The organism is Celeribacter baekdonensis (genome assembly GCF_900102315.1).
Taxonomy (GTDB): domain Bacteria; phylum Pseudomonadota; class Alphaproteobacteria; order Rhodobacterales; family Rhodobacteraceae; genus Celeribacter; species Celeribacter baekdonensis.
In genome coordinates this window covers 374141-398311 of record NZ_FNBL01000001.1, presented here as the reverse complement: position 1 = coordinate 398311, position 24171 = coordinate 374141, and the positions used below count along the sequence as shown (strand labels likewise).

The 24171-nt window shown below is 57.5% G+C and carries 26 protein-coding genes; 18 read left to right on the top strand and 8 right to left on the bottom strand.

The features are described 5' to 3' along the window. The first annotated feature begins 222 nt into the window (after positions 1 to 222). The 16 genes from BLT54_RS01960 to cysE all read left to right on the top strand — a co-directional run bounded on the left by BLT54_RS01960 (position 223) and on the right by cysE (position 14242). Positions 223 to 1443 (top strand): phage portal protein, encoded by a 1221-nt coding sequence (locus BLT54_RS01960; RefSeq protein WP_074640515.1) that lies wholly within the window; start codon positions 223 to 225, stop codon positions 1441 to 1443. 1 nt (position 1444) lies between these two features. Beyond that, the gene (locus BLT54_RS01955; protein ID WP_074640513.1) at positions 1445 to 2020 is read left to right on the top strand and encodes an HK97 family phage prohead protease; all 576 of its coding nucleotides are present in this window, start codon (positions 1445 to 1447) and stop codon (positions 2018 to 2020) included. A gap of 102 nt (positions 2021 to 2122) precedes the next feature. Further along, a complete protein-coding gene (locus BLT54_RS01950) occupies positions 2123 to 3337 on the top strand; it encodes a phage major capsid protein (RefSeq protein WP_074641433.1) in 1215 nt (404 codons plus the stop codon). 171 nt (positions 3338 to 3508) lie between these two features. Further along, positions 3509 to 4105, top strand: a complete 597-nt coding sequence (locus tag BLT54_RS01945) for a head-tail connector protein (protein WP_074640511.1) — start codon at positions 3509 to 3511, stop codon at positions 4103 to 4105. After that, on the top strand, positions 4105 to 4446 hold the full coding sequence (locus BLT54_RS01940; protein WP_074640509.1) for a head-tail adaptor protein: 342 nt from the start codon (positions 4105 to 4107) through the stop codon (positions 4444 to 4446). The genes BLT54_RS01945 and BLT54_RS01940 overlap by 1 nt, the downstream gene beginning before the upstream one ends. After that, a complete protein-coding gene (locus tag BLT54_RS01935) occupies positions 4443 to 4853 on the top strand; it encodes a DUF3168 domain-containing protein (protein ID WP_074640507.1) in 411 nt (136 codons plus the stop codon). Before BLT54_RS01940 ends, BLT54_RS01935 begins: the two co-directional genes overlap by 4 nt. A gap of 25 nt (positions 4854 to 4878) precedes the next feature. After that, positions 4879 to 5292, top strand: a complete 414-nt coding sequence (locus BLT54_RS01930) for a phage major tail protein, TP901-1 family (protein ID WP_074640505.1) — start codon at positions 4879 to 4881, stop codon at positions 5290 to 5292. Positions 5293 to 5295: 3 nt separating this feature from the next. Continuing rightward, positions 5296 to 5610 (top strand): gene transfer agent family protein, encoded by a 315-nt coding sequence (locus BLT54_RS01925; RefSeq protein WP_074640503.1) that lies wholly within the window; start codon positions 5296 to 5298, stop codon positions 5608 to 5610. A 10-nt stretch (positions 5611 to 5620) separates the two neighbouring features. After that, complete coding sequence (locus tag BLT54_RS01920; protein WP_083351645.1) at positions 5621 to 5848, top strand: rcc01693 family protein; 228 nt, start codon at positions 5621 to 5623, stop codon at positions 5846 to 5848. Next, positions 5841 to 6518 (top strand): phage tail tape measure protein, encoded by a 678-nt coding sequence (locus BLT54_RS01915; protein ID WP_074640501.1) that lies wholly within the window; start codon positions 5841 to 5843, stop codon positions 6516 to 6518. Before BLT54_RS01920 ends, BLT54_RS01915 begins: the two co-directional genes overlap by 8 nt. Before the next feature lie 54 nt (positions 6519 to 6572). Then, positions 6573 to 7205: a DUF2460 domain-containing protein gene (locus BLT54_RS01910; protein ID WP_074640499.1), complete on the top strand. Its 633-nt coding sequence runs from the start codon at positions 6573 to 6575 to the stop codon at positions 7203 to 7205. Next, positions 7205 to 8104 carry a DUF2163 domain-containing protein gene (locus BLT54_RS01905; protein ID WP_074640498.1) on the top strand — a complete coding sequence of 300 codons (900 nt, stop codon included), beginning with the start codon at positions 7205 to 7207 and terminating at the stop codon, positions 8102 to 8104. The genes BLT54_RS01910 and BLT54_RS01905 overlap by 1 nt, the downstream gene beginning before the upstream one ends. 4 nt (positions 8105 to 8108) lie before the next feature. Further along, positions 8109 to 8549, top strand: coding sequence for an NlpC/P60 family protein (locus BLT54_RS01900; RefSeq protein WP_074641429.1), 441 nt, complete (start codon positions 8109 to 8111; stop codon positions 8547 to 8549). Next, the gene (locus BLT54_RS01895; protein ID WP_074640496.1) at positions 8549 to 12454 is read left to right on the top strand and encodes a baseplate multidomain protein megatron; all 3906 of its coding nucleotides are present in this window, start codon (positions 8549 to 8551) and stop codon (positions 12452 to 12454) included. Before BLT54_RS01900 ends, BLT54_RS01895 begins: the two co-directional genes overlap by 1 nt. Further along, positions 12447 to 13160 carry a DUF2793 domain-containing protein gene (locus BLT54_RS01890; RefSeq protein WP_074640494.1) on the top strand — a complete coding sequence of 238 codons (714 nt, stop codon included), beginning with the start codon at positions 12447 to 12449 and terminating at the stop codon, positions 13158 to 13160. Before BLT54_RS01895 ends, BLT54_RS01890 begins: the two co-directional genes overlap by 8 nt. A 269-nt stretch (positions 13161 to 13429) precedes the next feature. Further along, positions 13430 to 14242, top strand: coding sequence for a serine O-acetyltransferase (gene cysE / locus BLT54_RS01885; protein WP_074640492.1), 813 nt, complete (start codon positions 13430 to 13432; stop codon positions 14240 to 14242). 20 nt (positions 14243 to 14262) lie between these two features. On the opposite strand, the gene BLT54_RS01880 is transcribed toward cysE, so the two are convergent. The 8 genes from BLT54_RS01880 to BLT54_RS01845 form a co-directional block, all read right to left on the bottom strand. Continuing rightward, on the bottom strand, positions 14263 to 15387 hold the full coding sequence (locus BLT54_RS01880) for a hypothetical protein (RefSeq protein WP_143026712.1): 1125 nt from the start codon (positions 15385 to 15387) through the stop codon (positions 14263 to 14265). Beyond that, positions 15311 to 16633, bottom strand: coding sequence for a pyruvate dehydrogenase complex dihydrolipoamide acetyltransferase (locus tag BLT54_RS01875; protein WP_074640489.1), 1323 nt, complete (start codon positions 16631 to 16633; stop codon positions 15311 to 15313). Before BLT54_RS01875 ends, BLT54_RS01880 begins: the two co-directional genes overlap by 77 nt. A 12-nt stretch (positions 16634 to 16645) precedes the next feature. Beyond that, positions 16646 to 18034, bottom strand: coding sequence for a pyruvate dehydrogenase complex E1 component subunit beta (locus BLT54_RS01870; protein ID WP_074640487.1), 1389 nt, complete (start codon positions 18032 to 18034; stop codon positions 16646 to 16648). Positions 18035 to 18053: 19 nt separating this feature from the next. Next, complete coding sequence (pdhA, locus tag BLT54_RS01865; RefSeq protein ID WP_074640485.1) at positions 18054 to 19079, bottom strand: pyruvate dehydrogenase (acetyl-transferring) E1 component subunit alpha; 1026 nt, start codon at positions 19077 to 19079, stop codon at positions 18054 to 18056. 254 nt (positions 19080 to 19333) lie between these two features. Next, on the bottom strand, positions 19334 to 19942 hold the full coding sequence (locus BLT54_RS01860; RefSeq protein WP_143026711.1) for a transglycosylase SLT domain-containing protein: 609 nt from the start codon (positions 19940 to 19942) through the stop codon (positions 19334 to 19336). Between the two features lie 57 nt (positions 19943 to 19999). Next, on the bottom strand, positions 20000 to 20302 hold the full coding sequence (locus BLT54_RS01855) for an FtsB family cell division protein (protein ID WP_074640483.1): 303 nt from the start codon (positions 20300 to 20302) through the stop codon (positions 20000 to 20002). Between the two features lie 210 nt (positions 20303 to 20512). Continuing rightward, positions 20513 to 21406, bottom strand: a complete 894-nt coding sequence (locus BLT54_RS01850) for a fructose bisphosphate aldolase (RefSeq protein WP_074640481.1) — start codon at positions 21404 to 21406, stop codon at positions 20513 to 20515. 310 nt (positions 21407 to 21716) lie between these two features. Next, positions 21717 to 22904 (bottom strand): phosphoglycerate kinase, encoded by a 1188-nt coding sequence (locus BLT54_RS01845; protein ID WP_074640478.1) that lies wholly within the window; start codon positions 22902 to 22904, stop codon positions 21717 to 21719. A 160-nt stretch (positions 22905 to 23064) separates the two neighbouring features. On the opposite strand from BLT54_RS01845, the gene BLT54_RS01840 reads away from it, so the two are divergent. Continuing rightward, the gene (locus BLT54_RS01840; protein WP_074640476.1) at positions 23065 to 23571 is read left to right on the top strand and encodes a peptidylprolyl isomerase; all 507 of its coding nucleotides are present in this window, start codon (positions 23065 to 23067) and stop codon (positions 23569 to 23571) included. Beyond that, on the top strand, positions 23564 to 24124 hold the full coding sequence (locus BLT54_RS01835; protein ID WP_074640473.1) for a peptidylprolyl isomerase: 561 nt from the start codon (positions 23564 to 23566) through the stop codon (positions 24122 to 24124). Before BLT54_RS01840 ends, BLT54_RS01835 begins: the two co-directional genes overlap by 8 nt. The last annotated feature ends 47 nt before the right edge of the window (positions 24125 to 24171 follow it).

The window sequence follows — 24171 nt, the reverse complement described above, 5'->3', positions numbered from 1 at the left end:
CCACGACAGGTTTGGTGAGGTTGAAAGACCCCATCATGCTCCCTTTCCGGGCCTCGTGTGCGTCAGGTTGATCGGGGCAATTGCCCGGACGTGTGATGCCACGAGGCCGAAACAATCGAGAGTAACAGCCAAGGCTTGGCGGGGTTCTTTGCGGGCCGCGCACAGTGGAGGCATGGATGCCACAGCGGCATCGCCGGACAAGAGATGAGGAGAGACACGGATATGGTGTTTGACTTTCTGAAGCGGGGCGCAAGCAATATGCCCGAGACGAAGGCCTCGGCGACCGGACCGGTCGTGGCGTCGGTTTCCGGCGTGGGCCGCGTGGCCTGGAGCCCGCGCGATACGGTGACGTTGACGCGGGTAGGGTTTATCGGCAACCCGGTTGGGTTTCGTTCGGTCAAATTGATTGCGGAAGCGGCGGCGGCATTGCCTTTGGTGATGCAGGATGCAGAGGCGCGGTATGACCAACACCCACTTTTGTCGGTGATTTCACGTCCCAATCCGGCACAGGGCCGGGCGGAATTGTTTGAGGCGCTTTATGCCCAGATTTTGCTGTCGGGCAACGCCTATCTTGAGGCGGTTGGCGACTGGGGCGCGGTGCCGCAGGAGTTGCATGTGTTGCGCTCGGACCGGATGAACCTTGTGCCCGGCGCGGATGGTTGGCCGATTGCCTATGAATATGCGGTGGGCGGGCGCAAGCACCGGTTTGACGTGATCGATGGGCATTCCTCGATTTGTCACATCAAAACCTTTCACCCGGCGGATGATCATTACGGGCTGTCCCCGATCCAGGCGGCGGCGACGGCGATTGATGTGCATAATTCGGCCTCGCGTTGGTCGAAGAGCCTTTTGGACAATGCGGCACGGCCTTCGGGCGCGATTGTGTACAAAGGCGTGGATGGTCAGGCGTCGATGGGGGCGGATCAATATGATCGGTTGCTCAGTGAGATGGAAAGCCATCACCAGGGCGCGCGCAATGCGGGTCGGCCGATGTTGCTCGAAGGCGGACTTGATTGGAAGCCGATGGGGTTCAGCCCCTCCGACATGGAATTTCAAAAGACCAAAGAGGCCGCGGGGCGCGAGATCGCACTGGCCTTTGGAGTGCCGCCGATGCTTTTGGGCATCCCCGGCGACATGACCTATTCGAATTACCAAGAGGCGAACCGGGCGTTTTATCGCCTGACGGTGCTGCCGATGGTGAGCAAGGTGACGGCGGCGATTGGGCATTGGCTGTCTGAGCGCACGGGGGAGGCGATTGAGCTGAAACCCGACCTTGATCAGGTCTCCGCGCTGTCGAGTGAACGCGACGCGCAATGGAACCGGGTGGCGAGTGCCGATTTCCTCACACCCGAAGAGAAGCGCGCGATGTTGGGTCTGCCGCCTTTGGCTGCGGAATCTTCACCAAAGGCTGAGGATCAGACCCAAGAGGATGAGGGGAACTGAGATGAACAAGGAGTTTCAAAGCGGGCTTGAGCACAAGTTTAGCCGTTTGGGCGAAGATATTGTGGTGACCGATGGTGTTGAGATCGAAGGCTATGCCTCGTTCTTTGGGCTGACAGATCAAGGCGGCGATGTCGTTTTGAAAGGCGCCTACGCCAACTCTCTCAAGGCGCTGAAATCGAAGGGCCGTTCGGTGAAGATGCTGTGGCAGCATGACCCGAGCCAGCCCATCGGCATTTGGGACGAGGTGCGTGAAGATGCGCGCGGTCTCTATGTCAAGGGACGCCTGCTGACCGATGTTGCAAGAGGTCGCGAAGCGGTGGCGCTGATCGAGGCGGGGGCGATTGACGGATTGTCGATCGGATACCGCACCGTGAAGGCGCAAAAGGACGCGAAAGGCACACGCCTTTTGTCCGAACTGGAACTTTGGGAGGTGTCTTTGGTGACATTTCCGATGCTTCCCGAAGCGCGGTTGAGCACGGAGGCAAAGGGGGATGACCCGTTTGCGACCGAGGCGATGCTGCGTGACCTTGCGGACGCTTTTACCAGTGCCCGCAAGCAGCTGGCCAGCGAGAGCTAACGCCAGCGCATTCACCCGCGATACCCAACACAACAACGAAGGATTGTTTGGATGAGCAAAACCGAGACGAAGGCCCGGAACGGCTTTCAGGCCGGGACCGGTATGTCCGAGACCTCGGCCTATAAAGGGAGCCAAAGCGGTGCCCAAACCGGGGCCCATGTTGGGACCGGACCGGCCACTGAGGTGAAGACCGCGCTGGCCGAATTCGTAAGTGATCTCAAAGACTTTCAAACCGAAATCAAATCTAAGCTTCAAGAACAGGAAGAGCGACTGACCATGCTTGATCGTAAATCCCATACCTTTGGCCGTCCGGCCTTGTCCGCAGCACGTGATGTGGACATGTCCCACAAATCGGCTTTTGTGACCTATGTCCGCAACGGCGACGATGACGCTTTGCGTGGCGTTGAACTCGAAGGCAAATCCATGTCCACGGCCATCAATGGCGACGGTGGCTATCTTGTGGACCCGCAGACCTCTGACGTGATCAAATCGGTGCTGAAATCCACCGCCTCCATTCGGTCTATCGCGACTGTGGTGAACGTCGAAGCGACCTCTTATGACGTGTTGATCGACACCACGGATATTGGGTCTGGCTGGATCACGGAAACCGGCGCTGTGGGCGAGACCACCACGCCGACGATCGACCGCATTTCGATCCCGTTGTTTGAGCTGTCGGCCTTGCCGAAAGCCTCTCAGCGCCTTTTGGACGACTCTGCGTTTGACATTGACGCGTGGCTTGCAGGTCGCATCGCCGACAAATTTGCCAGTGCTGAGGCGTCTGCCTTTATCAATGGCGATGGCGTGGACAAACCGACCGGCTTTTTGGCGCACGCACAAGTGGCCAATGACAGCTGGGCCTGGGGCAGCCTTGGCTATGTTGCGACGGGTACGAATGGCGCGTTTGATGCGGTCAATCCGGCGGATGCGATTGTTGAGCTGGTCTATGCGCTGGGCGCACAGTACCGCGCCAACGGCACCTTTGTGATGAACTCGAAAACCGCGGGTCAAGTGCGCAAACTCAAAGATGCGGATGGCCGTTTCTTGTGGTCTGACAGTCTTGCAGCGGGCGAGCCTGCGCGTTTGATGGGCTACCCGGTTCTGATCGCAGAAGACATGTCGGATATCGCCTCTGATGCGGCAGCAATTGCCTTTGGTGACTTTGCGTCGGGTTACACCGTTGCAGAACGCCCGGATGTACGCATCCTGCGTGACCCGTTCTCGGCCAAACCACATGTGCTGTTCTATGCCACCAAGCGCGTGGGCGGTGATGTGTCTGACTTTGCAGCGATCAAACTGTTGAAGTTCTCGATCTCCTAAGGCTGTTCGAAGACGTGCTCATGGCCGCACCGCACCGGTGAGGTCATGAGCAGTGGATGCGCGCCCCATAAAGCCCGTGTTGTCTAGCTGCTCCCCCTCCGTCCGAGCAACAAGGGGGGACGCGCATCCATACTCACTGCAACCAGGGGGACCCGGAAACGGAGATGTACCATGATGTTAATGGAGCAGACCCAGGTGCCCAGCGCGGCATTGCCAGTCGCTGAATTCAAAGATCATTTGAGACTGGGCACCGGGTTCGGCGATGATGGGGTTCAGGACGGGGTCCTTGAGACGTTCCTACGGGCGGCGATGGCGGCTGTCGAGGCGCGGACCAACAAGGTTCTGATCATTCGCGACTACACCTATACGCTGTCGGCGTGGCGTGATCTTGGCGCGCAGGGGCTTCCTGTCGCTCCGGTCAGCGCGATCACTGCCTTTGTGATTACGGATCGTTTGGGCGCGCAAACCACGATTGACCCAGCCAAATATGTGCTGGAGCAGGATATGCACCGCCCCCGGCTTGTGTCGACGGGGTTCGTGTTGCCGCAGATTCCGGTTGCCGGACAAGCGCGGATTGAATTTACGGCCGGGTTTGCAAATGCTTGGGGCGATTTGCCCGCAGACCTTGCACAGGCCGTGATGCTTTTGGCGTCGCATTACTACGAACATCGCCATGAGACGGCGGTGGGAGAGGCGACCATGCCCTTTGGGGTGAATGCCCTGCTTGAGCGGTATCGCAACATTCGTCTGTTTGGAGGGCGTTTGTGATGGCGGCGGTCGTTCACCTCAACCGCAAACTCGTTTTGGAGGAGGCCAATCGGGTCTCTGACGGGGCGGGTGGCTATGTCGAAACCTGGGCACAAATTGGCACGCTTTGGGCGTCCATTCAGTCGGGAACGGGGTCTGAGACCTCGGAGGATTTTCTGACCGTGAGCCGTGTGCCGATGAAGATCATCGTGCGGGGCGCGCCGGTTGGATCGCCCCGACGTCCCAAACCCGATCAGCGCTTTGTCGAAGGCGGGCGGATGTTTCGCATCTTGTCTGTGACGGAGCTTGATCCGCAGGGGCATTACCTGACCTGCAATGCGCGTGAGGAGGTGGCGTCATGAGTTACGGTGTTGCGGCAGCTTTGCAGACAGCGGTGTATCAGGCGCTTGTGGCCGATGCGACGCTGACGGGGATGGTGGGCAGTGCGATTTACGATGCGGCCCCGACCGGCAGTTTGCCCTCTTTGTATGTGAGCCTTGGCCCGGAGGACGTGACAGATGCGTCTGACAAAACCGGAGCAGGCGCGCGTCACGAATTCACGGTGTCCGTGGTGGCGGATACGGCGGGGTTTTTGACGGCAAAACAGGTGGCCACGGCCATTTCCGACGTGCTTGTCGATGCGGATCTTACGTTGAGCCGCGGCAGCCTCGTTGGGCTCTATTTCGTGTCGGCCAAGGCCCGGCGCGTTCAGGACAGTGATGTGCGCAGGATTGATTTGAAGTTCCGCGCGCGTGTTGAAGACAACTGATTATTCCAAGACGGAGTACACGACCATGGCTGCTCAAAACGGCAAAGACCTTCTCATCAAGCTGGACATGACTGGCTCCGGCTCTTTCGAAACCATTGCGGGGCTGCGGGCGACGCGGATTTCATTCAACGCCGAAAGCGTTGATGTGACCTCGCTGGAAAGTTCCGGCGGTTGGCGCGAACTCCTCGGCGGTGCCGGGGTAAAGAGCGCGACGATTTCGGGCTCTGGTGTGTTCAAAGACCAGAGCACAGATGAACGCGCACGTCAGATTTTCTTTGACGGCGAAGTGCCTAATTTTCAGGTGATCATCCCGAATTTTGGCATCGTTGAGGGGGCGTTTCAACTGACCTCTATCGAATATGCGGGTTCGTATAACGGCGAGGCCACCTATGAACTGGCGATGTCGTCGGCGGGTCAACTGACCTTTACGGCGGTGTAAGTCATGGCGAACCCCTTTCAAGGCGAAGTGGCGCTGACGCTTGATGGTGAACGTCATGTCCTGAAGCTCACGCTTGGGGCGCTGGCGGAACTCGAGGCGGGTTTGCAAACGGACACGTTGGTGGAGTTGGTCGAGCGCTATGAGGCGGGTCGGTTTTCGTCCGCGGATGTGCTGCGTGTTGTTGTGGCGGGTCTGCGCGGCGGTGGCTGGAAGGGGCGCTATGACGACATTTTGACGACCGAGATCGAAGGCGGGCCGCTTGAGGCGGCGCGCGTTGGCGCAGAGCTGATCACGCGGGCCTTTATGGTGCCTGGATGAGAGGATCCCAATGAGCCTGATGACAGATAAGGGCGGGTTTGATTGGCCCGCGCTGATGCGGCTCGGTATCCGGGGGCTTGGGTTGAAACCCGATGAGTTCTGGAGACTGACGCCTGCCGAACTGTTGCTGATGTTGGGCACTGGAAGCAGCACGGCACCGATGGGCCGCACCCGGCTCGATGAATTGGCCAAAGCCTTCCCCGATGAAGGCGCAATGAAAGGGCAAGACGATGGCTGAGATCAACGGCACAGATGTAAATGGCCTTGACGCCTTTGAAGATAAGGTCACGCAGATGGAAAGCGCCATTGGCGGTGCCGAGGCGATGGCGTCGGCATTCAACCAAGAGATGGTGCGGCTGCAGGCGACGGTGGCCGAGACACAGCGCGAAGTTTCCGCACTTGAGCGCGGGATTTCCCGAGGGTTGAAAAAAGCGATTGATGGCTTGGTGTTTGATGGCGACACGTTGGCACAGGCGCTCAAGGGCGTTGGCACGTCGATGTTGGATGCGGCTTACAATGCTGCATTGAAGCCGGTGACGAGCCATGTGGGCTCTGTGCTGGGCTCCGGTCTTGAGAGTATCATTCAAGGTCTCATGCCGTTTGAAAAAGGCGGGGCTTTTGCACAGGGCAATGTGATGCCCTTTGCCAAGGGCGGCGTCGTGTCCAGCCCGACTTATTTCCCGATGCGTGGCGGCACTGGCCTTATGGGTGAAGCGGGGGCGGAGGCGATTATGCCACTGACGCGCGGGGCCAATGGCAAATTGGGCGTTCAGGCCTCCGGGTCGGGCAGCCCAGTCAATGTCACGATGAATATCACCACGCCGGATGTCGAAGGCTTTCGACGCAGTCAAAGCCAAGTGGCCGCACAGCTCAGTCGTGCGCTGGGCCGTGGTCAACGCAATCAATAACGCAATACGGGCCGGGACCGGCCTCAACCGCCATTCGAATGGAGGGGAACACCTATGGGTTTTCATGATGTGAGATTTCCGGCGAACCTGAGCTTTGGGTCTGTTGGAGGACCGGAACGGCGCACCGATGTTGTGACGCTGGCAAACGGGTTTGAAGAACGCAACACCCCATGGGCACATTCCCGTCGGCGGTATGATGCGGGGCTTGGGATGCGGTCCTTGGATGATATCGAGTTGCTCATCGCGTTTTTTGAAGCGCGCCAAGGGCAACTTTACGGGTTTCGGTGGAAAGACTGGTCGGATTACAAGACCTGCCGGGCATCTGAAGCCGTGGGATTTCAGGATCAGATTGTGGCCTATGGCGATGGTGAAACCACACAATTCCAGCTCAACAAGAGCTATCAGTCTGGAGATGCGGTTTATGTTCGCCCGGTGAAAAAGCCGGTGTTGGGAACCGTCAAAGCGGGTGTGCAAGGTCAGGAGCTTTTTGAAGCGATTGATTGGGAGGTGAATACCCTGACGGGGATGATCACCTTTGCCACTCCGCCGGCGGAGAGCGCGGCCGTGAGTGCCGGATATGAGTTTGACGTACCTGTGCGGTTTGACACCAATCGGATCGCGACGTCTGTGGCGTCATTTCAGGCTGGAGAAGTGCCCAATGTGCCGATTGTGGAGGTGCGTGTCTGATGGCTTTTCCGGAAGATCTACAAATGCATTTGGCCAACGGGACGACAACGCTGTGTCGCGCTTGGGTGCTGGTGCGTCGCGATGGGGAAACCTATGGCTTTACCGATCATGACAATGACCTGAGTTTCGACGGGTTTGTTTTTAAAGCGGATACGGGTCTTACGGCCAATGCGCTTGAGCAATCCACGGGTCTGTCGGTTGACAACACTGAGGCGCTGGGCGCGTTGAGTTCGGCCTCGGTACAAGAAAGTGACATTCGGGCCGGGCGCTTTGATGGCGCTCAGGTGCGCTCTTGGCTTGTGAACTGGGCAGATGTGGACCAGCGTGTGCTGTTGTTTAAAGGGACATTTGGCGAGATTACACGGGTTTCCGGCGGCTTTCGCGCGGAACTGCGGGGTTTGACCGAAGAGCTCAACCAGCCACAAGGGCGGGTCTATCAACCCGGTTGTTCGGCGGTTTTGGGTGGAGAAGGCTGCGGCTTTGACCTCAATCAGCCGGGGTATTTTGCCGAAGTTACGGTGGAAAGCGTTGAGAAGGGGAAACTTTTTTCGTTTTCCAGCTTTGAGGGCTTTGATGACCGTTGGTTTGAACGCGGGCGTTTGAGTGTTCAAACGGGCGCGGCCGCGCACCTTGTGGGGGTGATCAAGAATGATCGCTTGTCAGCGGATGGGCGTAAAATTGAACTCTGGGAAGAGCTCAGAGCAGAGATTGCGCCCGGAGACCTCATTCGGATTGAGGCAGGATGTGATCGGCGCGCGGCGACATGCCGGTTGAAGTTTGACAACTTTCTAAACTTTCGCGGTTTTCCGCATATTCCGGGCGAAGACTGGCTGGCGAGCTATCCGATCCAAGGCAAAGCCAATGATGGTAGCAGCCGTAGCTCGATTTTTGGGGGCTAGAATGATGGATTTGACGATTGCCGATCATGCCCGCAGCTGGCTTGGAACGCCCTATCGGCATCAGGCCTCTTGCAAAGGGGCGGGGACCGATTGTCTTGGATTATTGCGTGGGATTTGGCGTGAGGTCTATGGCGAAGAGCCCGAAATGATCCCGCCATATACGAAAGATTGGAGTGAGCCTCAAAATGAGGAGCGGCTTTTCAATGCGGCGCAACAGCACCTTATATCGAAACCGGTGAGCGAGATGGCCGTAGGCGACGTGCTTTTGTTTCGAATGCGCGATGGGGCTGTGGCCAAGCATCTTGGCATCGTCGGGAGGGTGGGCGAAAGCCCCTCATTCATTCATGCCTATTCCGGTCACGGCGTCGTTGAGAATGCTTTGAGCACACCATGGCGCAGGCGTGTTGTGGCCTGTTTTGCATTCCCACTTAAGGGAGATAAGTGATGGCAACTATTGTACTTTCAGCCGCAGGTGCGGCGATTGGGGCCTCCGTTGGCGGAGGTGTATTAGGCTTGTCTTCTGTGGTCATTGGTCGTGCGATCGGGGCCACACTTGGGCGTGCGATTGACCAACGCTTGATGGGCGCGGGAAGCCAGACCGTGGAAACGGGTCGAGTCGAACGATTTCGTCTGACGGGTGCCTCCGAGGGAACGCCTGTTGCGCAGATTTACGGGCGGATGCGCGTAGGCGGACAGGTGATCTGGGCGACCGAATTTCAGGAGAATGTCGCCACATCGGGTGGTGGGGGCAAAGGGGCTCCAAGCGCTCCCACAGTCAAGCAGTATAGCTATTCGGTGTCTTTGGCGGTTGCCCTATGTGAAGGTGAAATTTCTCGTGTGGGCCGGGTCTGGGCCGATGGGGCTGAGATTGATGTGAGCACGTTGAATATGCGCCTTTACTCTGGCACGGAAGATCAGTTGCCAGATCCCAAGATGGAAGCGGTGGAAGGGGCGGGCGAAGTGCCTGCATACCGCGGCATTGCTTACGTTGTGCTTGAGGATGTCGATTTGACGCCATTTGGCAACCGGGTGCCGCAGTTTACGTTTGAAGTGATGCGTCCAGATCAGGCTGTGGGGCAAAAGAGTGATTTGACCCATTTGGTCGAAGCTGTTGCGATGATCCCAGGGACGGGTGAGTACGCGTTGGCGACAACTGCCGTGTATTTGGAGGGGGATGCCGGGGACGTTTCCGCGTCCAACGTCAATTCCGCCTCAGGCCAACCCGATTTTACAACCTCTTTGACGGCGATGTCGCAGGAGTTGAAATCCTGTAGATCGACGTCGCTTGTGGTCTCTTGGTTCGGAGATGATTTGCGTTGTGGTTTCTGTCAGTTGCAGCCGAAGGTGGAGCAAGTGGTGGCAGACGCCTCGAACATGCCCTGGTCTGTGTCTGGACTGTCGCGAAGCGCCGCAAACCTGGTGCCTCGCGACATTGATGACCGGTCTGTGTATGGTGGGACGCCGACGGACCAATCAGTGGTTCAGGCCATTGAAGCGCTGCATGATGCGGGGCAAGAGGTCATGTTTTATCCGTTTATCTTGATGGATCAACTGGCAGGCAATGGCTTGATTGATCCCTGGACGGGTGAAGGTGAACAACCGGCATTGCCATGGCGCGGTCGGATCACCACATCTTTGGCGCCGGGTGTTGCGGACACCACAGACGGCACAGTTGTGGCAGACGCCGAGGTTGCTGCATTTTTTGGCACCGCGCAGGCATCAGATTTCACTGTCTCCGGATCAACCGTGTCTTACACGGGGCCGGCCGAGTTTTCGTATCGCCGGATGATCCTGCATTATGCGCATCTGTGTGCGTTGGCTGGCGGAGTCGAGGCGTTTTGTATTGGCTCAGAGATGCGGTCTCTGACGCGCATTCGTGGTGCGGCTGGTTTCCCGGCCGTTGACGCCTTGGTCCAGCTTGCCGCAGACGTGCGTGGTATCCTTGGAACACAATGTAAGATTGGCTATGCGGCGGATTGGTCCGAATATTTCGGCTATCAAGCGGACGGCAATCTTTACTACAATCTTGATCCGCTTTGGGCCGACGCGAACATTGATTTCATTGGGATCGACAATTACATGCCGCTGTCGGATTGGCGCGATGGCGACGATCATGCTGACGCCGATTTTGGCTCGATCTATAATCTTGAGTATCTCAAGACCAACATCGAAGGCGGTGAGGGGTATGATTGGTATTATGCGTTTGATGAGCACGATAAGGCACAAATCCGCACCCCGATTGTAGATGGCACTTACGGTGAAGATTGGGTCTGGCGCTACAAGGACATTCGGGGCTGGTGGCAGAACGATCATCACGAACGGGTCGGCGGCGTCCGTAATGAGACACCAACGGTGTGGCAGCCGAGGTCAAAGCCGATTTGGTTTACTGAAATGGGCTGTGCCGCGATTGATAAAGCGACCAATCAACCCAACAAGTTTTTGGATGCGAAATCTTCGGAAAGCTCACTGCCGAAATATTCTTCCGGGCGTCGGGATGATTTCATCCAGCTTCAGTATGTCCGTGCGATGACGGAATACTGGAAGAATGAGAGCCATAACCCGATGTCCGACATCTATGGTGGACCAATGATCGACATGAGCCGGGCCCATGTTTGGGCTTGGGATGGACGACCATATCCGGCTTTTCCGGCTGTCACCTCTGTCTGGAGTGATGGGGATAATTACGCTCGCGGGCATTGGTTGAACGGTCGCAGTACGTCACGGTCTCTGGCCGACGTCGTCACTGAAATCTGTGCGCGTTCAGGCATTTACGAGGTGGATGTCAAAGAACTTTGGGGCGTTTTGCGCGGCTATAGCGTCAGCGACATCTCGGGGGCCCGCTCCGCGTTGCAGCCCCTTATGTTGGCCTATGGGTTTGAGGCAATCGAACGCGAAGGCCAACTCATTTTCCGGTCCCGTGATGGCAAAGCAAAGGTTGCGCTGAGCGAAGATCAAATGGCGGTCTCCGATGAGTTGGACGGGGTTTTGGAACGGACCCGTGCTCCAGAAGCGGAAGTGGCGGGACGGGTTAAGCTGACTTTTGTCGATGCGGACGGAGATTATGCTGCCCGCGCCGAAGAGGCCATGTTCCCGGATGAGCAAAGCTGGCTTGTATCCCAATCCGAATTGCCTTTGGCCCTCACGCGATCAGAGGGGCGGCAGGTTGTGGAACGATGGTTGGCAGAATCGCGGGTGGCGCGAGATACGGCCCGATTTTCACTTCCTCCATCGCTGTTTTCATATGGTGCGGGTGATGTGATCACTGTGACCACGGAGGATGGCGCTTTGCGCTACCGGGTGGATCACGCGACCTTTGGTGATCTACAACAGATCGAAGCCGTGCGTGTTGAGCAGGAAATCTATGTGCCATCGGATGCGGTAGAAGAAATCATCGAAGCCAAACCGTTTGCGGCCCCTGTTCCGGTCTATCCGTTGTTTTTGGATCTTCCGCTTTTGACGGGTGATGAAACGCCGCATGCACCGCATATTGCGGTCACGGCGAACCCATGGCCGGGCTCGGCTGCGGTCTATGCGTCGGCATCTGACAGTGGCTATGAGTTGAACACGTTGTTGCCAACCTGGGCCACCATTGGCGTAACACAAACGGCGCTTGAAAGTGCACAGCCTGCTGTTTGGGATCGGGGGACCTCTTTGCGGGTCAAGCTGACCAAAGGGGAACTGACTTCGGTCGATCTCATTGATGTTTTGAACGGGGCCAATGTCGCCGCGATTGGCGATGGATCGTCTGGCAACTGGGAAGTGTTCCAGTTCGCCACTGCAGAATTGGTTGCGCCGCAAACCTACGATCTGTCCTTGCGGTTGCGTGGACAGGTGGGGACCGACGGGCTTATGGCAAGCTGGCCTGCGGGATCTCGCTTTGTCCTGTTGAACTCGGCGCTTCGACAAATCGACATTGCCCAATCGGCTCGCGGACTCGCACGTCATTACCGCATCGGCCCGTCACAACGTGGCTACGATGATCCGAGCTATCAGCATGTGGTCGAAGCCTTTGATGGGATTGGTCTGCGGCCCTATGCTCCGGCGCATCTCAAAGCCGATTTGACCCTCTCGGGCGACACATATCTGACTTGGGTGCGGCGCACACGGATCGACGGGGACAGTTGGCAATCGGTCGAAGTGCCCCTTAGCGAAGCCTCCGAGCTTTATGTTGTGCGGGTCGTTCAGGACGGAGCCCTTTTGCGCGAAAGCGTCGTGGCGATGTCCAATTGGACCTACTCCGCCAGTCAGAAAACCAGCGACGGCGTGACCGGCGCTTATGAAATCCATGTTGCCCAGATGTCTGAAAGCTTCGGACCGGGCCTCTTCCAAAGGATTGAGATCAATGAGTGACACATCCCGCTTTGAATTGCCGCTGCTGCAAGCGTCGCAAGCGCAAAAACACGTAACCGTAAACGACGCGCTGACCCGGATCGACGGGTTGCTGCAACTCACGCTCCAATCGGTCACACTCAACACCCCGCCGCTGACCCCGCAAGAGGGGGAGGCTTACGGGGTGGGCGAGGCTGCCGTGAATGAGTGGGCCGGACAGGAGGGTATGGTTGCACTTTACATCAACGCGGGCTGGGCTTTTGTACCCACCACCTTGGGGATGCGCGCCTATGTTGCCGATCAAAACGGTTGGGCAGGGCACGATGGGGCCGGTTGGGTGCTCGGGATGCAGACTCTTTCCGCGCATGGTGCGGGGATGATCTCAAAGGTGATCGAGGTAGATCATGTGCTCTCTGCCGGGCCGACGTCCAATGCCGCTTATGCTATTCCGGGGCAATCCGTTGTGTACGGGGTCACCGGGCGTGTGCTGGCTGATATCACGGGGTCGGGTCTTACAGGGTTTTCTCTGGGCGTTTCCGGGTCCACCAACCGCTATGGCTCCGGCTTGTCGCCCACCCAGGGCAGTTGGCTTCGCGGCCTGACCGGGACACCTTTGACCTATTACTCCAGTGAAGATCTTATCCTCACGGCTGAAGGTGGGGATTTCACGGCTGGCACACTCCGTCTGGCCATCCACTGTTTGCAGTTCACGCTGCCCTCTGAATAATTCATTCCTAAAGCGTCACGCCTTTCACCTGAGACAGGGGAAAGGCGTGACGCTGCCAGACATATCCATGGTGTGGGCGTTCCGTCATAAACCCGTGCTTCAAGTTTATGGCGGAACGCTTTAAACACATTCTATACCCCGTGCCGTTCTCGGTGCGGGGCTTTTTCGTGTTTGCAGACTTCAAATTCACATCGTTTCACCCGATCGCACTCTTGCTCTTTTGAAATCAGGCCTATCTATAGTAAGCTCTCTCAAAAGAGGAAAAGCGCATGGCCAAAACACGCACTCACCTGTCTAAACTCGACCCCGTTTGGACTCAAATCGTTTCCGAGGCCCGTCAGGCCGTGGATGCTGAGCCCCTGCTGGGCGGGATGGTGCATGCCTGTATCCTTCACCATGAGACCCTTGAGGCCGCTTTGGCCTATCGCATCGCGCAAAAAATGGCCTCTGCCGAGATGTCAGAACAGCTCATCCGTGAAATCGCCGATGCCGCCTATGCCTCTGACCCGTCCTTGGCCGACTCCGCGCGCGCCGATATTTCCGCCGTTTATGAGCGTGACCCGGCGTGTCATCGCTACATCCAACCTTTGCTCTATTTCAAAGGGTTCCAAGCCATTCAGGCCCACCGCGTCGCCAATTGGCTCTGGCGCGAAGGCCGCCGCGATCTCGCCTATTTCTTCCAAATGCGGATGTCCGAACAATTCTCCGTCGACATCCATCCCGCCTGCCGGATCGGCAAGGGCCTGTTCCTCGATCACGCCCATTCGCTGGTCTTTGGTGAAACCGCCGTCATCGGCGACAATGTGTCGATCCTGCATGACGTGACCTTGGGCGGCACCGGCAAAGAGGACGAAGACCGTCACCCGAAAATCGGCGATGGCGTCCTGATCGGGGCCGGGGCCAAGGTGCTTGGCAACATCAAAATCGGCTGCTGCTCGCGCATCGCTGCTGGCTCCGTTGTCTTGGCCGATGTGCCGCCCGCCACCACGGTTGCGGGCGTTCCGGCCAAAGTGGTGGGCGAGGCGGGCTGTTCGCAGCCGTCCGTGTCGATGAACCAACTCATTGGCGCGCGCGACAAATAAGCCTCTCTCAGAGGTCTGGCTTAAGTTGGCTGAACAGCCACTTTGGGCGTGTATTGGCGCGGTTGAGCCTGCGCTTGATCAAACAGCATGTGATAAGTGGTCTCTTGCAGCGTGATGTCGAGGTTCTTTATGAAAAACGTCCGATGGGCGTGATCTTTTACAACCTCAATAAAGCGTTCGTAGGGCAAATATCGGCTCTCTGATCCGAGCTTGAGAACAACATCGCATTGATCAATGGGGTTAGGGGTAATGGTGCGAAGCCCTTGGTGCAGCAAAAAGAAACTGACATTTTGCGCTGGCGCTTTGGGCAACAAAAGCCCCAACATACCTGCCTTGACGCGTTTGGGTTTTAACACAATGTTCACCAAATCTGGGCAATAGGTCCCCTCCGCCCCCGCAAAAGCCTGAAGCTCTTTTGCCTCATCAAGAAGTTCATGCGCAATTTGGCTTGGGGTTTTGCTCTTCAAACGGGGCTCCGACAGAAACGCCTTGGAAATTGAAAAATCAATATGATGTCCAAGGATATGCAGAGCGTCGTCTGCGTCATCAGGCAGCATCCCAAGCAATGTCACGGTTTCCTCTGCTCGCTCGGAGAACCACGCCTTGTCAAAGATCGCATCCTCCCATTGCGCGCCAAAGCGATCGTGGAGATTGCGTGAAGACATCGGCTTTTCCATCGTTTCAAGCTTCAAAACACCGCCTATCGTCTCAACGAAAACCCGTACCAAGGCGGTAAAGAGTTCGGCATCCTCAACGGAAGAAAACGCATTGAGACCAAGCTCAATCGCGCCTGCGCGGACGTAAAGTGACACTCCACGCACAGACACGCCTTCACGGTAAAATATTGCCCGGTTGTCAATCCAATCATATCCGACATCGGCAAAAGGCAGGCCCTCTTTGACAGCCTCAAGGTCGAGGGGACCGGTCAAATCAATTCGGCAATAAAAGCTCATGTCAAATGCTCGCATAGGGAGATGAATGGGCGAAACCTTAGCGCTTGAACGCTGCCGGCACAATAAAAAGCCCCGCCAAATTGGCGGGGCTTCATGCTTTAAAAATGACCGGCCTTTACGCCAGCATCGCCACCGGATTCTCAAGATTATCAACGATGGCTTTGAGCAAATTCGCCCCCAGCGCCCCGTCAATCACCCGGTGATCCACGGACATCGTCACGCTCATCACCGTTGCAACCGTCAACTCGCCATCATCCCCAACAACCGGCTTTTTCACACCCGCGCCGACGGCCAAGATGCCCGCATGCGGCGGGTTCACGATGGCGTCGAAATTGTCGATGCCGAACATGCCGAGGTTGGAGATTGCGAACGACCCGCCTTGGTATTCATGCGGCGCGAGTTTGCGGTCGCGGGCACGGTGGGCGAGGTCTTTCATCTCTTTCGAGAGCGTGGAGAGTGACTTCATGTCCGAGTCCCTGAGCACCGGCGTGAACAGCCCGCCCTCAATCGCCACAGCCACGGCCACATCGGATGATTTCATCTGCAATACACGGTCACCGGCCCAAACCGCATTGGCCTCTGGGACCTCTTGCAGCGCGTTGGCGACGGCTTTGATGATGAAATCATTGACCGAAAGTTTGACGCCCTTGCCCGTGAGCTGATGGTTCAACTCGGCGCGGAATTTCAACAGCGCATCGAGTTTGATGTCGCGGCGCAGGTAGAAATGCGGGATGGTCTGTTTCGCCTCGGTCAAACGCGCGGCAATGGTTTTGCGCATCCCGTCGAGTTTGATTTCCTCATACTCACGATCCGCATACATTTTCGCAACCATATCTGCGGTTGGACCCGCCGGGGCCGCTTTCGTAGGGGCGGCCTCGGAGGTCGCGGCTGCTTTCGGAGCCTCCGCTTTCGGTGCGGCCGTGGCGTTTTCAACATCGGCTTTCACGATCCGGCCTTTCGGGCCAGAGCCGCTCATGGTGGTCAGGTCGAGACCCTTTTGCGCGGCAATCCGGCGAGCCAAAGGCGAGGCAAAGATGCGCTCGCCAGAGGCCGCAACCGGAGCTGCCGGGGCAGGGGCCGCAGCGCTGGCCTCGGTCTGTGGAGCCTCAGTTTTCGGAGCCTCTGCCGGAGCCGCTTCTGCCGCCGCGGCAGGGGCGGGAGCCGCCCCCATGTTGTCCATCGCAGAGGCGTCTTCGCCCTCTTCCAACAGGATCGCGATGGCCGCGTTGACCTTCACGCCCTCCGTGCCTTCCGCGATCAGGAGTTTCCCCATGATCCCTTCATCCACCGCCTCGAATTCCATCGTCGCCTTATCGGTTTCGATCTCTGCGATCACATCGCCAGAAGAGATCGTGTCACCCTCTTTGACCAACCATTTCGCCAAAGTGCCTTCCTCCATCGTCGGAGACAGCGCGGGCATAAGTAGTTCAATTGCCATTGTCTTTTCTCCTTAACGGTAGGTGACGTCTTTGACCGCCTGGATCACGTCAGCCGTGGTCACAAGCGCGAGTTTTTCCAAATTGGCGGCGTAGGGCATCGGCACATCTTTGCCCGCACAGGTGATCACCGGCGCGTCCAGATAATCAAACGCCTTTTGCATGATCACCGAGGAGATGTGGTTGCCGATGGACCCCACCGGGAAGCCCTCTTCGACGGTCACGCAGCGGTTGGTTTTCATCACAGAGGCCAGCACCGTGTCATAGTCGATCGGGCGCAGGGTGCGCAGGTCGATGACTTCGGCGGAAATGCCCTCTTCGGCCAGTTTGTCCGCCGCTTCCAACGCATAGGTCATGCCGATGCCGAAGGAGACGATGGTCACATCCGTGCCCTCGCGCCAAATCCGCGCTTTGCCAAACGGGATGGTGAAATCGTCCAGAACCGGCACCTCAAAGGACTTCCCATAGAGGATTTCGTTCTCAAGGAAAATCACCGGGTTCGGATCGCGGATCGCGGTTTTCATCAAGCCTTTGTAGTCGGCTGCCGAGTAAGGCATGACCACTTTCAGACCCGGAATATGCGCATACCATGCGGCATAACATTGCGAGTGCTGCGCGCCCACACGGGCCGCCGCGCCGTTCGGACCCCGGAACACCATCGGGGCGCCCATCTGACCGCCAGACATATAAAGCGTCTTGGCGGCAGAGTTGATCAGGTGGTCAATCGCCTGCATTGCAAAGTTAAAGGTCATGAATTCAACGATCGGACGCAAACCACCAAAGGCCGCCCCCGTTGCGATCCCGGCAAAGCCGTGCTCGGTGATCGGCGTGTCGATGATGCGTTTTGAACCAAACTCGTCCAACATGCCTTGGGAGATTTTATAGGCGCCTTGATATTCGGCCACCTCTTCGCCCATCAGGAACACGTTTTCGTCGCGGCGCATCTCTTCGGACATTGCGTCGCGCAACGCTTCGCGCACCGTTTGTTGTTTCATCTCGGTGCCAGCCGGGTAATCCGGCTCAACCGCTTTCGACACAATCGGTGCGGCGGCCTTGGCGGGCGCTTTGGCCGGGGCAGGGGCCGCATCTTCAACAGGTGCCGCCTCTTCAGCCGGGGCGGAGGCAGACAGGTTGGAGGCGGACAGGTTGGAGGCGTCTTCGCCCTCTTCAATGATAATCGCGATCGGGGTGTTCACTTTCACGCCCTCCGTGCCTTCCGCGATCAGGAGTTTCCCCATGATCCCTTCGTCCACGGCTTCGAATTCCATCGTCGCCTTGTCGGTTTCAATTTCCGCGATAATGTCGCCGGCGGACACGGTGTCCCCCTCTTTGACGAGCCATTTCGCAAGCGTGCCCTCCTCCATGGTCGGAGACAGCGCGGGCATCAGCAGTTCGGTAGCCATTGTCGTCTATCCTCCCAAATCAGGCGTCATGCTGCGGAATTTCATCCGCATAAATGTCAGTCCAAAGTTCGCTCTGCGCCGGTTCCGGGCTTTCTTTCGCGAACTCGGCGGAGGCGTTCACCACCGCCTTGATGTCCTTGTCGATGGCTTTGAGATCGTCTTCCGTGGCGTGGTTGCCGGTCAAAAGGATCGACCGCACCGCCTCAATCGGATCGCGCTCTTCGCGCATCTTCTGGACCTCTTCGCGGGTCCGGTATTTTGCCGGGTCGGACATTGAGTGGCCGCGATAGCGATAGGTTTTGACCTCAAGAATGTAGGGGCCTTTGCCCGCGCGACAATGCGCCGTGGCCCGCTCTGAGGCCTCTTTGACCGCCAAAACATCCATGCCGTCGACTTCTTCGCCTTCGATCCCATAGGCGGCGCCACGTCCCCAATAGCTCGGCGATTTGGTCGAGCGTTGGGTTGAGGTGCCCATGGCGTATTGGTTGTTTTCGATGACAAAAATCACCGGCAAGTCCCAAATTTCGGCCATGTTATAGGTCTCAGCGACCTGACCTTGGTTCGCCGCGCCATCGCCAAAATAGGCAAAGGTCACATTGTCATTGCCTTTGTATTTGTCGGAAAAGGCCAGACCGGCACCCAGAGGCACCTGCGCGCCGACGATGCCGTGACCGCCATAGAAATGCTTCTCTTTCGAGAACATATGCATGGAGCCGCCCTTGCCTTTGGAATAACCACCCTCGCGCCCGGTCAATTCGGCCATCACGCCTTTCGGGTCCATGCCGCAGGCCAACATATGGCCGTGGTCGCGATACGAGGTGATGCGTTTGTCACCCTCTTTGGCTGCGGCCTCAAGCCCAACCACAACCGCCTCCTGGCCGATGTACAGGTGACAAAAGCCGCCGATCAGGCCCATGCCATACAATTGGCCGGCCTTTTCTTCAAAACGGCGAATGAGAAGCATATCCTTGTAATAGGCGAGCAATTCGTCTTTCGAGACGTTCGCTTTGCTCGCCGGCGTGGATGCTGATTTCCGGGTTGCCATATGGCCTCCTCCTCCAAAGTCCGACATATAAAGTGGTCTGCATGACATCCGGGTGACAGATGCTGTGCAAGTCGCCCACACCCCACAAAGAGGCGCGGTCCTTCGCCGCTTTTCCCGATCAGGAAAAAGCGTAAAAGGGTTTAGTTTAGTATTAAACTATATAATACAGACGCAACGTCACGAATGCACGGGTTTTTTGAGTTGCAATTTGGGACGCAGCTATGCGTTTGGGGAATAGCTTTGATCCGACGCCCTTAACGACAGCTGATAAGCTGTGCCTCATAGCGCGCTGCGCGCACGGCGACCGCGTCGGCGGTGCTCAAAAGCCAGGATTTGCTCTGATATGTGCCGCGACGATACCCCGTGCGGCCTTCGTGATAGGCAAGGTAGCTGTTGCGCGCATCGCTGTTTGAGATGCCAAGGGCGGCGTTGTTGCCGCTGACATACCAGCCGATGAAATCCGCGGCGTCCCGAATGTTGCTCCGGCTTGCGCCCGCGCGTCCCGGCCCGTTGCGGTAGTCGTCCCATGTGCCATCGAGCGCCTGCGCATAGCCGCGCGCCGAACTGGCCCGGCCTTTGGGGATGATGAACAGCACATAGCGTTTCGGCGGGCGGGCCGTCGCGCGAAAGGTGGATTCTTGATAAATCAGTGCCATTTGCACCGGAATTGAGACACCCCATTTGCGTTCTGACGCTTTGAGCGCCTGTTGGTAATGCGGGCGTTCTTTGAAAATGGAGCAAGCGTTTTCGGGGTCCCGTGGTGGGTTGCCTCCGCCGCTGCACGCCATGAGTGTGCCAAGCAAAAGAGCCGCAAAACCCAATTTGGAGCGGCGCATCAGGCGGGTCGGGAACATGGCTTTCATATCGGGACTCGTTTTGCTCGTGTGTCCTTGGTGATCCGCCTTGGGCCTTGTGAGGGCTTAGCGAATGACGATCTCATCCGAACGCAGGTATCCCAAAATATCGCGAGCCTGTTCGTCCAGAAGGTCAAGGTCAAGATAGCGGTCTGACAAGCGCATCGTCTTGTTGCGCATCACCGCCAACTCTTCGTCAAGTTGGCCGCTCACCGTCTGCAATTCGGACAATTCAGCCTCGATTTGCAGACGGCGAAAAAGTCCGTATTCACCCTGCACGGAGGCAAAAGTGAAATAGCCACCTAAGGTGACAATGACGCCGGTGTACAAAAGCACGGCCAGCGACGGACGTTTGCGCGGATGAGCCATGATAGGCTTCTTACCTTTGTATGATAGGTGCTTTTGACACCTGTACTGCCTCAAACGGGCCACCTCTTTGGTCGGGTCGCTCCGTAACTCTCTTATGACACAAGTGATTCGCTCTGTGAATCCCAAAAACGAATCGTCGGCAGAAAAAAGCTCTCAAAAACAAAGCGCCCCAGAATTGGGGCGCTTTGCCGTCTTGTCATAGGGCGGGGGTTAGCCCGCGATGGAGGCCGCGTGGATGCTGTCCACGGCCGCTTGCAGCGTGGCGTCAAATTCCGCGTCGGTTTGTTTGGCGTTCAACCCTTCGGACAGGGCACGCGAGAAGGACGCGATCATGCCGGTGTTTTGGCTCAGGATGGCGTTGGCATCGTCGCGGGAATAGCCGCCAGACAGCGCCACAACCTTCAAAACGCGCGGGTGATCGACCAGCGGTTTGTAGAAATTCGCAACACTGGGCAGCGACAGTTTCAACATCACCTTTTTGCTCTCATCCAAGGCGTCGAGATGGGTCAAAATCTCGTCGCGCAGGATCGCTTCGGCCTCGGCCTTATCTGCGATGGTGATGGTCACTTCCGGCTCAAGGATCGGCATCAGACCCGCCGCAATCACTTGCTCGCCAATCTCAAACTGCTGATCCACGACCGCTTTGATCCCCACCGGGTTGGCGGCATTGATCACAGAGCGCTCTTTGGTGCCAAACACGCCCAATTTGAACGCCCGCGCCAAAAGATCGTCCAGACCCGGCATCGGTTTCATCACCTGAACGCCGTTGTCTTCGGCCTCAAGCCCTTTGTCGATCTTCAAAAACGGCACAACGCCCTTTTCTTCCCAAAGGTAATGCGAGGTCGGTTTGCCCGCCACATCGCGGTCCATCGTCATTTCAAACAGGATCGCACCGATCACTTTGTCGCCGGTAAACGCCGGAGATTGCATGATCCGCGAGCGCATCGCATGCACCGCGTCAAACATTTCAGCTTCGCCGTTATAATCGCTTTCCTCAACGCCATAGAGTTTCAGCGCCTTGGGTGTCGAGCCACCCGATTGGTCCAGTGCTGCAATAAAGCCTTGGCCTTCGCTCATCTTGGCGGTCATTTGTTCAATAGACATCTGTATCCTCTTTTGGCTCACTCGTTGCTCACGTGACCCCTCATCAAGGGGAGGCTGCGGGTCTTGCTCCGGGTTACCGTGCCCTGCGGTTTGTCGCAATCGTGGTGGCGCTAACATTTTGGATGATTGCGCTCACGGCCCCGTCATGTGGCACGCTAGGCGGTTTTGCAGGCAAAGGATTTGATTTGGAGCAACCGTGCGGGACATGGCCACCATGCTGTGACGCCATAGCCCCACGATGGCCCCCAGATGACAAAGGCCCACACGAGGGGATCGCGCGGGCCTTTATCTTTGTCAAAGAGGGGCGCATTTAACCGAGCGCCACAACCCCCGGAAGCGCCTTGCCTTCCATCCATTCAAGGAACGCGCCGCCTGCGGTCGAAATATAGGTGAACCCATCGGCAGAGCATGCCATGTTGATCGCCGACACCGTGTCGCCACCACCCGCCACTGAAATCAGCTTACCAGCTTTGGTCTGCGCCTCAATTTCCGCCAGCATTGCGAAGGTGCCGGTGTGAAACGGGGTCAATTCGAACACGCCCAACGGGCCGTTCATGATCAGTGTTTTTGCGCCATCAATGATCTCGATGATGCGTTTGACAGAGGCCGGGCCGGCATCAAAAATCATCGCATCGCTTGGGCATTCGGTCACCGGAACGACGTCGTTTGCCGCATTGGCTTTAAATTCGCGCGCCACAACCACGTCGATTGGCAAAACGATCTCACAGCCTGCCTCATCGGCCTTTTTCACGATCTCAAGCGCGGTTTCCGCCAAATCATGTTCGCACAGGGATTTACCGACATCGACACCCTCTGCGGCCAGAAATGTGTTGGCCATGCCGCCGCCGATGATCAGATAATCGACCTTGCGCACCAGATTGCCCAACAAATCCAGCTTGGTGGACACTTTCGCCCCGCCAACCACGGCCACCACCGGGCGCTCCGGGGTCGCCAAAGCGGCCTCAAGCGCGGAAAGCTCCGCCTGCATCAACCGACCGGCGCAGCAGGGCAACAATTTCGCCAAACCTTCGGTCGACGCATGAGCACGGTGCGCCGCCGAGAAGGCGTCATTGACATAGACATCGCCCAAAGCCGCCAAGGAGGCGGCGAATTTCGGATCGTTGGTGGTTTCGCCCTCATGAAACCGGGTGTTTTCAAGCAAAAGCACCTCACCCGCGCCAAGATCCGCCACCGCCGTTTTCGCCGGTGCGCCAATGCAATCGCTGGCAAATTTCACCGGCACGCCCAAGACCTTGGCCACCGCATCCACGATCAGCCCAAGGCTCATGTCCGGGACAACCTGGCCTTTCGGGCGACCAAAATGCGCCATCAAGACGGGTTTGCCGCCCTTCGCCAAAATATCGTCGATCGTGGGTTTGATCCGCTCAATCCGTGTGGCATCGGTGACATGGCCCGCCTCAAAGGGGACGTTGATGTCCACCCGTGTGAGCACCACTTTGCCGTCCAAATCCATGTCGTCGAGTGTTTTCCATGCCATGTTTGCGTCCTTTCGGGGAGGTTGCAGCATCTTTGGCCCTTGTTTGCGCTTTAGACACGCTTTCGTCAACTCCGGGCTGCCCCTCTGTGCGCGCTTGCCTCTTTCCCTCGCGCGCGTGCCGCTTTAGAGTGCGCGAAATTATGATGGTGAGGAGGCTTCCATGGCCGAAATTAAAGATCCCGAAAACACGATTATCCTGACGCTTGAAAACGGCGAAGTGGTCATCGAGTTGATGCCCGAAATCGCGCCCAAACATTGCGACCGGATGAAAGAACTGGCCCGCTCTGGCGCCTATGATGGCGTTGTGTTCCACCGCGTGATCGACGGCTTTATGGCGCAAACCGGCGATGTGCAGTTTGGCAACAAAACCAAAGACTATGAGCCGCGTCGTGCCGGCACGGGTGCCTCTGATCTGCCCAATGTCGAGGCCGAGTTCTCCGGCATTCCGCATGATCGCGGCACCATCGGTGCGGCCCGCGCCCAAAACCCGAACTCTGCCAACTCGCAGTTTTTTATCAACTTTTCCGACAACCATTTCCTCAATCGCCAATACACGGTCTATGGCCGGGTGATTTCGGGCATGGATGCCGTGGATAAAATCACCCGTGGCGAGCCGCCGCGTGAGCCCGATGTCATGGTCTCCATGAAGGTGGCCGCCGATGTTTAAATCCGCTCTGACAGCTTTGGCCATTTGCGTGGCCGCGCCAAGCTTTGCGACGGGTCTCGACATCGTGGTTGAAGGCGAGGCCAGTGGCGTGGTCCATATCGACCTGTTCGAGGATGTGGCCCCCGGTCATGTCGCCCAAATCACCGCACTTGCCAATGAGGGCGCTTATGATGGCGTGGTGTTTCACCGCGTGATCGACGGTTTCATGGCGCAAACCGGCGACGTTGAATACGGCAAAATGGGCGCGGAGGGCTTCTCCATGCAGATGGCCGGACGTGGCGGGTCGCATTTTGATGACCTGAAAGCCGAGTTCTCTGACAAGACCTTTGACATCGGCGTCGTTGGCATGGCGCGGTCGCAAAACCCGAACAGCGCCAATGCCCAGTTCTTCATCATGTTCGCCCCCGCGCCGCATCTCGATGGCCAATACACGGTGGTCGGCAAGGTGACGCAGGGGATGGATGTGGTCAACGCGATCAAGCGTGGCACAGGTCCGAACGGGGCCGTCATCGGCGCGCCGGATGTGATGACATCGGTCAAAGTCACCGATTAAGCCATAGCGTAAGACAAAGATCAAAGGGCGCTTTCGGGCGCCCTTTT